At 68.9% G+C, this 11,333-nt stretch carries 13 protein-coding genes; 7 read left to right on the top strand and 6 right to left on the bottom strand.

Annotation, left to right across the window (positions count from 1 at the left end):
• Positions 1-65: 65 nt before the first annotated feature.
• Together ACTIEW_RS02390 and ACTIEW_RS02385 are read right to left on the bottom strand one after the other, a co-directional pair.
• Complete coding sequence (locus ACTIEW_RS02390) at positions 66-686, bottom strand: glutathione S-transferase family protein (protein ID WP_439476293.1); 621 nt, start codon at positions 684-686, stop codon at positions 66-68.
• A gap of 16 nt (positions 687-702) precedes the next feature.
• The gene (locus tag ACTIEW_RS02385) at positions 703-1,971 is read right to left on the bottom strand and encodes a NupC/NupG family nucleoside CNT transporter (protein ID WP_439476292.1); all 1,269 of its coding nucleotides are present in this window, start codon (positions 1,969-1,971) and stop codon (positions 703-705) included.
• Positions 1,972-2,132: 161 nt separating this feature from the next.
• Here ACTIEW_RS02385 and ACTIEW_RS02380 point away from each other — a divergent pair, with 161 nt between their 5' ends.
• Positions 2,133-3,029 (top strand): DUF4349 domain-containing protein, encoded by an 897-nt coding sequence (locus ACTIEW_RS02380; protein WP_439476291.1) that lies wholly within the window; start codon positions 2,133-2,135, stop codon positions 3,027-3,029.
• Here ACTIEW_RS02380 and ACTIEW_RS02375 read toward each other — a convergent pair.
• Positions 3,026-3,904, bottom strand: a complete 879-nt coding sequence (locus tag ACTIEW_RS02375) for a branched-chain amino acid aminotransferase (protein ID WP_439476290.1) — start codon at positions 3,902-3,904, stop codon at positions 3,026-3,028. The two genes, ACTIEW_RS02380 and ACTIEW_RS02375, sit on opposite strands and share 4 nt — an antisense overlap.
• A gap of 88 nt (positions 3,905-3,992) precedes the next feature.
• On the opposite strand from ACTIEW_RS02375, the gene ACTIEW_RS02370 reads away from it, so the two are divergent.
• The 3 genes from ACTIEW_RS02370 to ACTIEW_RS02360 all read left to right on the top strand — a co-directional run bounded on the left by ACTIEW_RS02370 (position 3,993) and on the right by ACTIEW_RS02360 (position 6,749).
• Positions 3,993-4,724, top strand: a complete 732-nt coding sequence (locus tag ACTIEW_RS02370) for a response regulator (protein WP_292066929.1) — start codon at positions 3,993-3,995, stop codon at positions 4,722-4,724.
• An 8-nt stretch (positions 4,725-4,732) separates the two neighbouring features.
• Positions 4,733-6,076: an ATP-binding protein gene (locus ACTIEW_RS02365; protein ID WP_439476289.1), complete on the top strand. Its 1,344-nt coding sequence runs from the start codon at positions 4,733-4,735 to the stop codon at positions 6,074-6,076.
• Between the two features lie 178 nt (positions 6,077-6,254).
• Complete coding sequence (locus tag ACTIEW_RS02360) at positions 6,255-6,749, top strand: hypothetical protein (protein WP_439476288.1); 495 nt, start codon at positions 6,255-6,257, stop codon at positions 6,747-6,749.
• On the opposite strand, the gene ACTIEW_RS02355 is transcribed toward ACTIEW_RS02360, so the two are convergent.
• The 3 genes from ACTIEW_RS02355 to ACTIEW_RS02345 all read right to left on the bottom strand — a co-directional run bounded on the left by ACTIEW_RS02355 (position 6,746) and on the right by ACTIEW_RS02345 (position 8,418).
• Entirely contained in the window at positions 6,746-7,546 is an 801-nt protein-coding gene (locus tag ACTIEW_RS02355) for a pyrroline-5-carboxylate reductase family protein (RefSeq protein WP_439476287.1), read from the bottom strand. The two genes, ACTIEW_RS02360 and ACTIEW_RS02355, sit on opposite strands and share 4 nt — an antisense overlap.
• A 4-nt stretch (positions 7,547-7,550) precedes the next feature.
• Entirely contained in the window at positions 7,551-8,054 is a 504-nt protein-coding gene (locus tag ACTIEW_RS02350) for a YbjN domain-containing protein (protein WP_439476286.1), read from the bottom strand.
• A gap of 64 nt (positions 8,055-8,118) precedes the next feature.
• Positions 8,119-8,418 (bottom strand): accessory factor UbiK family protein, encoded by a 300-nt coding sequence (locus ACTIEW_RS02345; RefSeq protein ID WP_439476285.1) that lies wholly within the window; start codon positions 8,416-8,418, stop codon positions 8,119-8,121.
• Between the two features lie 185 nt (positions 8,419-8,603).
• Between ACTIEW_RS02345 and lgt the strand changes: the two genes are divergently transcribed.
• The 3 genes from lgt to pgeF are packed head-to-tail and all read left to right on the top strand — an operon-like array spanning position 8,604 to position 11,326.
• Positions 8,604-9,473: a prolipoprotein diacylglyceryl transferase gene (gene lgt, locus ACTIEW_RS02340; protein WP_439476284.1), complete on the top strand. Its 870-nt coding sequence runs from the start codon at positions 8,604-8,606 to the stop codon at positions 9,471-9,473.
• 6 nt (positions 9,474-9,479) lie between these two features.
• The gene (locus ACTIEW_RS02335) at positions 9,480-10,559 is read left to right on the top strand and encodes a class I SAM-dependent methyltransferase (RefSeq protein WP_439476283.1); all 1,080 of its coding nucleotides are present in this window, start codon (positions 9,480-9,482) and stop codon (positions 10,557-10,559) included.
• On the top strand, positions 10,556-11,326 hold the full coding sequence (gene pgeF, locus ACTIEW_RS02330; RefSeq protein ID WP_439476282.1) for a peptidoglycan editing factor PgeF: 771 nt from the start codon (positions 10,556-10,558) through the stop codon (positions 11,324-11,326). The genes ACTIEW_RS02335 and pgeF overlap by 4 nt, the downstream gene beginning before the upstream one ends.
• Positions 11,327-11,333: the final 7 nt, after the last annotated feature.

Here is an 11,333-nt window from a genome sequence, read left to right as displayed (position 1 = left end):
AGATCACCACCGATTTGGGAATCCCGATTCCAACAAAACGGGCCACGCTCTAGCCCGATTTCGTTCTAGGCGCCCGCCGCCGCCGCGGGCCGCGCCCGGCAGTCCGCCAGCCAGCGCGCCAGATGGGTCAGCTCCTCCGGCGGCCGGTATTTGATCAGCCGGGCGAAATCCAGACCGACCACGGCGACGATGTCGGCGATGGTGAACCGGTCCGCGGCCACGAACTCATGGTCGGCCAGCCGCCGGTCCAGCGTCTTCATGAATTTCTCGGCCGCGACCCGGTTGTACTCGGCCAGCTGCGGAATCTGGACCGCCTCCAGCGCGGCCAGAGCCGGGTGGGAGTGGCGCACGCTCAGCATGATCGGATTGGCCAGATAGAATTCGCACCTGCGGGTCCACATCTCGATCACCGCCTGTTCGCGGGCATCGCGGCCGAACAGGTTGGGCTCGGGATACAGGGCCTCCAGATAGCGCCCGATGGCCACCGATTCCGAGACCGTGGTCCCGTCGTCCAGTTCCAGCGCCGGCACATGCGGCACGCCGACCCGGGCGCGGTATTCCGGCGTCTTGTGCTCGCCGGTCAGGATGTCGACCTCGACCAGTTCGACGTCCTCGATCCCCTTCTCGGCCATCACCCAGCGAACCCGGCGCGGATTGGGCGCGCGGTGGGAGGTGTAGAGTTTCATCAGTCGGTCTCCGGCTTCAGCGGAACATGGCGGCGGGCAACGCGCCCACAATGGCGGCCGCCATCAGGGTGGCGAGAAAGCCGGCGAACAGCGCCTTCCAGACCATGCTCAGCACCTCTTCGCGCCGCTCGGGCATCAGCACGCTGAGCCCGGTCACCGTGATGCCGACCGAGCCGATGTTGGCGAAGCCACACAGGGCATAGGTCATCAGCATCCGGGTCCGCCCGCTCATCTCGCCGGCCGGGACATTGCCCAGCTCGATAAAGGCCTTGAACTCCGTCTGGGTCAGCTTGACGCCCAGCAGCCAGCCGGCCTTGCCGGCCTCGGCCCATTCGACCCCGGCCAGCCACGCGACCGGCATGAACAGCCAGCCGAGCAGGCGCTCGATCGTCACCGGGCCGTCGAACAGCCAGAAGCCGCCCAGCATGACGTTGATCAGGGCCATCAGGGCGACAAAGACGATCAGCACCGCCGAGATGTTCAGCACCACCATCAGGCCGTCGGCCGTGCCCTTGACGATGGCGTCGATGGCGCTGTCGTATTTCAGGGCCGAGCCATAGTCGGCCCCGGCTCCGCCCTCGCCCGCCGTCTCGGGAATGATGATGCGCGCCAGCAGCACGCCCGCGGGCGCCGAGATGATCGAGGCCACCAGCACATGGCCGGCGGCGTTCTGCATTACCGGCGCCAAGATGGCGGCATAGGCGACCATGGTCGAACCGGCGACGGTGGCCAGTCCGACCACCATCATCAGGAACAGTTCCGACCGCGTCAGCTTGTCCAGATAGGCGCGGATGACAATCGGACTCTCGACCATGCCGAGGAAGATGTTGGCCGCCACCGCCAGAGCCGAGGCGCCGCCCAGACCCATGGTCCGCTGGAACAGGATGCCGAAACCGTGGGTGATCCACTTCAGGATCTTCCAGTGCCACAGCAGCGCCGACAGGGCCGAGATCACCAGAATCATCGGCAGGACGTTGAAGGCGAAGGTGAACAGGGCGGGCGGGTTCTCGACCGAATAGGGCTGATCGCCGCCGGCCAGATAGCCGAACACGAACTGCGCGCCCTTGGCCGAGGCCACGGTCAGGCCTCCGACGGCCGCGTTGATCCCACCCAGAAACACCTGTGAGAACGGATTGAACAGGACCAGCACGAGGAGCGCCTGGACCGCGATCGCTCCCAGCGCCAGCCGCCAGGGAAAGGCCTTGCGGTTCTCCGACAGGCCCCAGCAGGCCGCCACGATGACAGCCAGCCCCAGCAGGCTCTGAAGATTCAGGAGGCTGAACATGGACTCATTTCCCCGCCGGCTCCCCCGCCGGCCCCGTCCCGTTGAACGCCACGCAGACTATTATGGCAAGCCGCCGTTTCGCTCGTTTCCAGCCCTGAATCCGTCGCGATCCACGCGCGTCATCACGAAACCGTGATCATCACGGGACAGGGAGAATGACGATGCGCAAGGCTCTGACGCTGGCCTCGGCCGGCCTGATCGTATTGGCCGGATGCTCGCCGGCGAGTGACAAGGCGGAAGAGTATTCCACCGAAGCGGCCCCCGTCGCCGACGCGGCGGTCGAGGCGCCTGCGGACGCCGCCGCCACGACCGCGCGGAACCCCGTCGCGCCTGCGCCAGTGGTCGCGTCGCGCCCGGCCCCGCTCGCTCCTGTGGCGCAGATCGCCTACGCCTACAGCTACGCCCTGTCCCTGCCGCGTGATCGCGGTGCCGAGATGATGAGCCGGCACGAATTGGCCTGCGTCTCGGCCGGGCCCGGCATCTGCCAGGTCATCTCGGCCCAGGCCGACTGGACGGCGCGCGAGCCCGGCGGACGGCTGGAACTGCGCGGTCAGCCCGAATGGATCAACCGCTTCCGCAGCGGTCTGGCGCTGGACGCCCAGAACGCCGGCGGCCGTCTGGACGAAGCCGTCACCGACGGCGAGGACGTCACCCGCGGCATCGACACGGCCACGACCGGCGCGAGGACCACCGCCTCCCTCGCCGAGCGCATTCGCCAACTTCAGGCGCGGTCCGGTGGGACGATGGCCCAGCGGCTCGAAATCGAACGCCAGCTGGCTGAGTTGCAGCAGCAGTACGACGCCCAGCAGATCGAACTGCGCGCGCTGAACGACCGGGTCCAGTCGGCCCGGCTGACGCTCGACTATCGCCAAGGCGGGGTCATGGCCGCCGACAGCCCGACGCGCCCGGTCGCCCGCGCGCTCGGCGACGCCTTCGGCCTGTCGATGGGCATGTTGGCAATCCTGATCACCGCCGGCTCGGTGCTGCTGCCGATCGTCGTCATCGGCGGCGCCGTCTGGTGGGCCGTGCGTCGGCGGAAGCCGGCTCCGTCAGTCTAGCCGCCCCGCACCAGCCGGCTGTATTCGTCCATCAGGCTGAGGCTGAGGTCGCCCGGAGTGAAGCGATCGTCGCCGATCTCGCTCACCGGGGTGATCTCGGCCGCCGTGCCGCACAGGAAGCATTCGCTGAATCCGGCCAGTTCTTCCGGCCGGATGTGGCGCACCTCGACCTCAAGGCCGCGCGCCGCCACCATTTCCAGCACGGTCTGGCGGGTGATTCCGTTCAGGATCGCCCCATCGGCGGGCGGGGTGATCAGCCGGCCGTCCTGCACGAAGAAGACATTGGCGCCGGTCGCCTCGGCGACGAAGCCGCGCCAGTCCAGCAGCATGGCGTCAGCATAGCCGCGGGCCTCAGCGTAGTGGCGGTTGATGGTGCCGATCATGTACAGGCCCGCCGCCTTGGCTTCGGTCGGGGCGGTTTCCGGCGACGGACGCTTGTAGGGCGCCCAGCACAGGCGGATGCCTTTCGCCTTGGTTTCAGCGTCGAAATAGCTGGGCCAGTCCCAGACCGCGATGGCCACCCGGGTGCGCGTCTGCTGCGCCGAGACGCTGACCTGTTCAGACCCGCGGAAGGCGATCGGGCGCACATAGGCGTCGGTCAGGCCGTTTCGGACGCAGGTCTCCTTGCAGGCGTCGTTGATCTGCGCCACCGTGAACGGAATCTGGAAGTCGAGCACCTCGGCCGAACGGAACAAACGGTTCGTATGCTCCGTCAATTTGAAGATCTGGCCATCGTACATTCGCTCGCCTTCAAAAACCGAAGACGCGTAGTGGAGTGCGTGGGTCAAAACATGCACGCGGGCTTCCCGCCAGGGCACAAATTCGCCGTCAAACCAGATCCAACCGTCACGATCGTCGATAGGAACGAAGGCCATTGAATATCGTCTCCCGCGCTGATCACCGGGTTAGAGCCGCCGGAATAGCTCAGGTCAACGCCTGGACATGCTGTTCGGTCGCTTCGGCATGAGCGACGTCCGCTCCCATGGCCGGTCCGGCCCGGTCGCCGGCGCGGGCGCCGGCCGGCATCTGCTGGTCGTCGACGACGATGACCGGATCCGCGAGTTGCTGAAGGAATTCCTCGCCCGGGAAGGCTATCGCGTCACCGGCGCAGCCCATGCCGCAGCGGCCAAACGTCTGATGGAGCTGATCGAATTCGATCTGGTGGTGCTGGACGTGATGATGCCGGGCGAGAGCGGCTTCGACCTGACCACCTGGGTCCGCTCCAAGGCCGAGACCTCGAAAACGCCCGTCCTCCTGCTGACCGCGCGCGGCGATCCCGACGACCGGATCGAGGGCCTGTCGCGGGGCGCCGACGACTATATGTCCAAGCCGTTCGACCCGCGGGAGCTTGCCCTGCGCGTCGACGCCATCCTGCGCCGCACCGGCGGCAAACCCCTGACCCCGCGCGAGATCAAGCTGGGACCGGCGGTGTTCGACATGGAGCGGCTGGAGCTGATGCGCGACGGCAAGCTGCAACGCCTGACCGAGGCCGAGGCGCAGTTGCTGAAGACCCTGGCTATCCACGCCCATTCGGCGGTCGAGCGGATGAGTCTGTCGCCGGATACCGCCGATATCACAGGCCGGGCCGTGGATGTGCAGGTCACCCGCCTGCGCCGCAAGCTGGAGGCGGACCCCAAGAACCCGCGCTACCTCCAGACCGTGCGCGGCGTCGGCTATATGCTGGCCCCGGACTGATGAAGGCGATGAGGCTGCTTCCCGCCAGCCTCTGGCCGCGGTTCCTGCAGCGGCGGATGCCGACCTCGCTGTGGGGTCGGTCGCTGCTGATCATCGTCCTGCCGGTGCTGGTCATGCAGGTGGCCGTCACCTGGGCCTTTTTCGACATGCACTGGCAGACGGTGACCGCCCGACTGTCCGACGGCCTGGCCGGCGACATCGCCTGGGCCGCCGAGAGCTGGCGCGACGACCCGACGCCGGAAAACATGGCCGTCATCTCCGAACGGGCCGAGCGCTCGATGTCCCTGTCGGTCGCCCTGCAGGAGGAGGGAGTGCTGCCCCGCGAGCAGGAGCGCGGCCCCATCGGCGTCGTCGACCGCACCCTCGAACAGGCGCTGGCCACGCGGCTGGACCAGCCCTTCTGGTTCTCGACGACCCAGTATCCCGCCTATGTCGACATCCGGGTGCAGCAGCCCGAGGGCGTGCTGCGCATCATCGCCCCGCGCGAGCGCGCCGTCGCCACCCAGGCTCACATCTTCGTCCTGTGGCTGACGATCGCCACTGTCCTGCTGATGAGCGTCGCCATCCTGTTCATCCGCAACCAGGTCCGCGCAATCGAGCGGCTGGCCGACGCCGCCGAGGCCTTCGGCCGGGGCGAGACCAGCGAACATTTCAAGCCGCATGGCGCGCGCGAGGTTCGCGCCGCCGCCAACGCCTTCCTCGCCATGCGTGAGCGGATCCAGCGTCATATCGACCAGCGCACCGCCCTTCTGGCCTCGGTCAGCCACGACCTGCGCACACCCCTGACCCGACTCCGGCTGGAGCTGGCGCTGGCTCCCCCGTTCAAGCGCGCCAAGGCGATGCAGGGCGATCTCGACGAGATGGAGCATATGATCGACGAATACCTCGCCTTCGCCCGTGGCGAAGCCGGAGAGGCGGCGCAAGCCGTGTCGATCCCCGACCTGCTCGCGGCCGCGGCCGAGGACGTCCGCCGCGCCGGTGCGGAGGTTGAGGTGGTCGCCCCAGCCGACCTGACCGCCACCCTGCGTCCTCTGGCCTTCAAACGCGCCCTGACCAATCTGGCCGGCAACGCCGCCGCTCATGGGGAGCACGTCCGCCTCAGCGCCCGTCCCCTGCCCTCAGGCGGGCTGGAGGTGGCGATCGAGGACGACGGCCCCGGCATTCCCGAAGACATGCATGAGGAGGCGTTCCGGCCCTTCTCCCGCCTCGACGCCTCGCGCAACCAGAACCGCAAGGGCGTAGGCCTCGGCCTCGCCATCGCGCGCGACGTGGCCCGCGGCCACGGCGGCGAGATCACCCTCGAACGCAGCGATATGGGCGGGCTGAAGGCGCTGATCCGGCTGCCCGGCTGATATTCCTCCCCCATCGGGGGAGGGGGACCATCCGAAGGATGGTGGAGGGGCCGATGCGGAAAGGACCCCTCCACCCCGCTACGCGCGGTCCCCCTCCCCGGACGCTTCGCCTGGGGAGGATTGCGAAGCGGAGCCGTAGAGCCCACCTTCGATCCCGACAGGGTCATTGGAGGACATCATGCGTAAACTCGCCAGCTTCGCACCGCTCGCCGCCGTGCTGGCCTTCAGCGCCGCTCCGGCCATGGCCGAGCCCGCCTTGATCAGCGTCAGCCTCGGTCCCGACCTTCAGGACAAGGCCGAGGAACTGGGTCCGCGCGAGGTTCAGGAACAGGCGGACCGGCTGGCCGAACTGGTCGGACGCGCCCTCGCCCGCGAAGGCGACCTCGACGGCGCCCGGATCGAGCTGGTGCTGACCGACCTCAGGCCCAACCGGCCGACCTTCCAGCAGATGGCCGACCGTCCCGGACTGGATGGCCATCGCAGCCGTTCGATCGGCGGCGCGACCATCGAGGGCCGGATCACCACGGCCGACGGTCGCACCCTGCCGGTCCAGTACGACTGGTATTCCAGCAGTCTGGCGGATGTGCGCGGCATCAACACCTGGGCGGACGCGGACCGGGCCTATCGCCGGCTGGCCGGCAATTTGGCGGACGGCCGCTACGTCACGCGCTAGAAGGAACGCGCCCGCTGCACAGCGGCCCTGACCGCGGCGCTGGCCGCCCGGTCGAGGTCGCCGCTCGCCGCCATGGCGTCCAGTCCCGCCCGCGTCGTGCCGCCCGGCGAAGCGATCCGGGCGATCAGGGTCTCAAGCGCCTCTCCGGTCTCGACGCCCGCCCCGGCTGATCGCAAGGCGCCCCGCGCCAGCCGCGTCGCCGCATCCACTGACAATCCCTCGGCCTCGCCCGCCCGGGCCAGCGCCTGCACGAAGGCGTGGATGAAGGCCGGCGCCGAACCCGCCGTGGCGGTGGCGACATCGATATGGGCTTCGAGATCCAGGTCCACGACCTCGGCCATGCCCGCGAACAGCCCACGCGCCGTCTCGCGGGCGACGGCGTGAACCGACCACAGCGCCGCGACGCCTCGACCCTGCGCCACCGCCGTGGTCGGCATGACCCGCGCGACAGGATGGCCCGCCAAGGCGCTGATGTGCGCCGCCGCCACGCCCGCCATCACCGACACGATCACGGCTTCGGGGTTCAGCACCCCGACCAGCGGAGTCAGGGCTTCGCGCCATTTCGCCGGCTTGACCGCCAGCACCAGCGTCCGCGCCTCCACCAGGACGTCGATGGTCGGATTGACCCGCGCGCCCTGCGCCCGCGCCGCCTCGGCGGACGGCTTGTCCGACGGGGTGAGGATGATCAGGTCGCGCGCCGCGACAGCGCCGGTCTTCAGCCAGCCTTCAAGGATGGCGGAACCCAGCCGTCCGCACCCGACGAGGGCGACGGTTCCGGCTCTGGCGTGTGCGTTCATGGCCTCAGGCCGTGCCGACGGTCTCGAACAGGCAGGAGTCGATCGCGTCCTGCGGCTTCTTGTTGCCGCGGATCATGAAGTCGAAGGCGGGATAGTAGCGGTCCGCCGCCTCGACCGCGGCGTCGATCATCGAGGCCGCCTGGGCCAGGGTCGGGCGTTCGCCCATCGGCAGGGCCAGCGAATGGCGGAAGACGATCTCGCCGTCGTCGGCCCAGACCTCGAAATGGCCCATCCAGGTGCGCTGGTTGATCAGGCCGACCAGTTCGTAGGCCGCCCCACGCCGCGCCTTGGACGCCTGCAGGTCCAGCGCACAGCACAGTTGCAGGCAGTCGCCCTCGGGCCGCCAGGCGAACCACAGCTCGTAGTCCTTCCAGTCCCCGGCCAGCGCAAAGGCCAGATCGCCCTCGTCGGTGCGGTCGAACGGCAGGTTTTCGGCCACCAGGACGTGCTCCACGACATCCAGCGGATCGTAGGGAACATCGACTTCTTCGGGCCGTACGGCGTCCATCAGGCACTCTCCGGGCGCGACTCACGTCCCATGTCGGGACGGTAGGCGGGTTCGCAGATTCGGCTCAACCGACTGCGTCCTGAGGGGGAACGCGCCCTGTGGACGTTCCCGTGGCAGGCTTCTTTGCCGTCTTTACAGGCGACTTCTCCGGCGACTTCAGCGCCGCAACCTCGGCGCGCAGAGCCGCGATCTCGGCTTTCAGGGCGTCGAACTCGTCGCGGCGGACCAGATCGAGGTCGGCGGCCATCCGGTCGGTGCCCGCGCGAAAGGCCGTCCTGGCCTCTTCCCCCGCCGCCTGGGCCAGGCCCATGGCCCCGGTCGTCAGCTTGGCGAACTCGTCGAGAAGGGGGTTGCGGGTCTGCATGGAACTCTCCGGCTCGCACAGGCGAGCGTCGTTAAGGAAGGTTCACCCGATATGGTGAACGAAACCTTGCTGTCGATGCGACCGATGGCGTGATTTGGGCGGCAGCGGGTGATTGCGGAAATTTCAGGGACGGGCGCGGCCGCGCTTGCTAAACCGCAAGCGAAGACCCTTCTGCAGGAGCGCCCGTGCAATTCCCCGAGTTCGACCCGGTCCTGTTCAGCATCGGTCCGCTGGACATTCGCTGGTACGCCCTCGCCTATGTCGCGGGCATCGTCGTCGGCTGGTGGTACGCCGCCCGTCTGGCGAAGGACAACGCCCTCTGGCGGCCCGGCAAGCCGCCGGTCACCACGGTCCAGCTCGACGACCTGATTCTGTGGATCACCCTCGGCATCATCCTCGGCGGTCGGCTGGGGTACGCCCTGTTCTATCAGCCGCAGCTCTACGGACAGCTGTTCACGGGCGCCGACCTCGGCGAGCGCTTCGCCCTGCTGCGCCTCTGGGACGGCGGCATGTCCTTCCACGGCGGCCTGATCGGGGTGTCGCTGGCGATTGTCTGGTTCGCCTCGAAGACCAGGATCCGCCTGCTCAGCCTCGGCGACCTCGTCGCCCCGGCCGTGCCGATCGGCCTGTTCTTCGGCCGCATCGCCAACTTCATCAACGGCGAGTTGTGGGGACGGGAGACGACCGTTCCCTGGGGCGTCCGGTTCTGCAACGCCACCATCGAGCGAATGTACGGCTTCTGCCCCGCCGGCGACGTGACCCGCCACCCCAGCCAGCTCTATGAGGCCGGCCTTGAAGGCATGGCCATGTTCGGCATCCTCTGGTTGGCGATCTACAAGTGGCGGCTGCTGGCCAAGCCCGGCTATGTCACCGGCATCTTCCTGTTCGGCTACGGACTGGCGCGGGCGTCGCTCGAGAATTTCCGCCAGCCCGACGCCGGCCTCGAGAATCTGCCGCTGGGCCTGACCATGGGGATGATCCTGTCGATTCCGATGATGCTCATCGGGGCCTGGCTGATCTGGCGCGCCTGGAGCCGGCCGCCGGTCGCCGCCTGACGCCCCATGTCGCTGAAAGACCGTCTGGCGCGCGAGATCGTCCTGACCGGGCCGATGACGGTGGCCGACTATGTCTCCCGCTGCCTGCATGACCCGGAGGGTGGCTATTACGCCACCCGGCCGGCCATCGGCGCGACCGGCGACTTCATCACCGCGCCCATGATCAGCCAGATGTTCGGCGAGCTGATCGGCCTGTGGGCGGTCGAGCTGTGGCGGCGGCTGGGCGCGCCTGAGCGGGTCCGGCTGGTCGAGGTCGGGCCCGGCGACGGAACCCTGATGGCCGACGCCCTGCGCGCCGCCCGGCTGGACCCCGAGTTCCTGCGCGCCGTCGACCTGATCCTGATCGAACCCAGCCCGCCGCTGCGCGAGGCGCAGGGCCGAATGCTGGGCGAGAGTGACATCCATCCCCGCTGGGTCGCGTCGCTGGACCGGATCGAGACCGACGCGCCGGTGATCCTGATCGCCAATGAGGTGCTGGACTGCCTGCCCGCCCGCCAGTTTGTGAAAACCGAGGACGGCTGGGCCGAGCGCCGTGTCGGCGTCACCGACGAAGGTGAGCTCACCTTTGGTCTGGTCAAGATCACCGGCGGCTTCAAACGCCCGGACTTCGCGGTCGAACCCGGCCAGACGGTCGAGATTTCGGACCAGCAGGCCGCCTTTGGTCGGGACGTCGGCGCCCTGATCCGGGCCGCGAACGGCGCCGCCCTGCTGATCGACTACGGCCGCGCCCGGCGCGAGGCCGGCGATACACTGCAGGGCCTGCGCCGCCACCAGAAGGTCGACCCGCTGGAAACGCCGGGCGAAGTGGATCTGACCCAATGGGCCGACTTCCCCTCGGTGCTCGAGGCCGCGATCCACGCCGGAGCCGACGTCACCGGAACCATGGGTCAGGGCGAGTTCCTGGGCCTGCTCGGCATCGAGGCCCGCGCCGACCGGCTGAAGGCCGGCCGGCCCGACGCCGCCCCGATCGTCGACCGCCAGCTGGCCCGGCTGACCGCCGACGACCAGATGGGTGCGCTGTTCAAGGCCTGCGCGATCTTCTCGCCGCGCTCGCTGATTGTGCCGGGATTTGAGGCATTGCCATGACGCTGACCCCCGTCACCCATCCCCTGCTGGCCAGGACCGGCCTCCGCCACGGTTTCTTCACCCGCCAGGGCGGCGTCTCGACCGGCATCCATGACAGTCTGAACACGGGCCTCGGCTCGACCGATGACCCCGCCGCCGTGGCAGAGAACCGGCGACGGGTGGCCGCGCATATGGGCGGCGTCCCCGATGACCTCGCCGCCTGTTTCCAGATTCACTCCGCCGTCGCCCGCGTCGCCGAGACCGGCTGGAAGGGCGAACGCCCCGAGGGCGACGCCACAGTCACCGCCACGCCCGGCGTCATCTGCGCCGTCCTGACCGCCGACTGCGCCCCCATTCTGTTGGCGGATGCAGAGGCCGGCGTCGTCGGCGCGGCCCATGCGGGCTGGAAGGGCGCGCTGGACGGCGTCGTCCATTCGACCGTCGCCGCCATGCAGGCCCTCGGCGCCCAACCTCGCCGCATGGTCGCGGTCGTCGGCCCCTGCATCGCCCAGGCCTCCTATGAGGTCGGCGCCGACTTCCAGGACCGGTTCGACCACCACGACCCGGGCGGGGCGCGCTTTTTCGCCCCCGGCCAAAGCGCCGACAAACGCCTGTTCGACCTCCCCGGCTTCGTGCTTTGGCGGCTGGAACAGGCCGGCGTCGCCGACGCCGCCTGGACCGGCGACGACACGCGCGTGGACGGGACGCGGTTCTACTCGAACCGGCGGGCGTACCTGGAGGGTGAAGCCGACTTCGGCCGGCTGATGAGCGCGATCAGCCTCGGCTGATCCGGGG

This window comes from Brevundimonas sp. (genome assembly GCF_051860745.1).
In the GTDB taxonomy this organism is placed as follows: Bacteria; Pseudomonadota; Alphaproteobacteria; order Caulobacterales; family Caulobacteraceae; genus Brevundimonas.
Note: the sequence above shows the minus strand (reverse complement) of the source record. Positions and strands in the feature narration are given on the sequence as shown.

What these genes read in the sequence shown, in the direction of transcription:
- ACTIEW_RS02390 (WP_439476293.1), bottom strand. Translation starts at nt 686, where the DNA reads ATGAAACTCTACACCTCCCACCGCGCGCCCAATCCGCGCCGGGTTCGC.
- ACTIEW_RS02385 (WP_439476292.1), bottom strand. Translation starts at nt 1,971, where the DNA reads ATGTTCAGCCTCCTGAATCTTCAGAGCCTGCTGGGGCTGGCTGTCATC.
- ACTIEW_RS02380 (WP_439476291.1), top strand. Translation starts at nt 2,133, where the DNA reads ATGCGCAAGGCTCTGACGCTGGCCTCGGCCGGCCTGATCGTATTGGCC.
- ACTIEW_RS02375 (WP_439476290.1), bottom strand. Translation starts at nt 3,904, where the DNA reads ATGGCCTTCGTTCCTATCGACGATCGTGACGGTTGGATCTGGTTTGAC.
- ACTIEW_RS02370 (WP_292066929.1), top strand. Translation starts at nt 3,993, where the DNA reads ATGAGCGACGTCCGCTCCCATGGCCGGTCCGGCCCGGTCGCCGGCGCG.
- ACTIEW_RS02365 (WP_439476289.1), top strand. Translation starts at nt 4,733, where the DNA reads ATGAGGCTGCTTCCCGCCAGCCTCTGGCCGCGGTTCCTGCAGCGGCGG.
- ACTIEW_RS02360 (WP_439476288.1), top strand. Translation starts at nt 6,255, where the DNA reads ATGCGTAAACTCGCCAGCTTCGCACCGCTCGCCGCCGTGCTGGCCTTC.
- ACTIEW_RS02355 (WP_439476287.1), bottom strand. Translation starts at nt 7,546, where the DNA reads ATGAACGCACACGCCAGAGCCGGAACCGTCGCCCTCGTCGGGTGCGGA.
- ACTIEW_RS02350 (WP_439476286.1), bottom strand. Translation starts at nt 8,054, where the DNA reads ATGGACGCCGTACGGCCCGAAGAAGTCGATGTTCCCTACGATCCGCTG.
- ACTIEW_RS02345 (WP_439476285.1), bottom strand. Translation starts at nt 8,418, where the DNA reads ATGCAGACCCGCAACCCCCTTCTCGACGAGTTCGCCAAGCTGACGACC.
- ACTIEW_RS02335 (WP_439476283.1), top strand. Translation starts at nt 9,480, where the DNA reads ATGTCGCTGAAAGACCGTCTGGCGCGCGAGATCGTCCTGACCGGGCCG.
- pgeF (WP_439476282.1), top strand. Translation starts at nt 10,556, where the DNA reads ATGACGCTGACCCCCGTCACCCATCCCCTGCTGGCCAGGACCGGCCTC.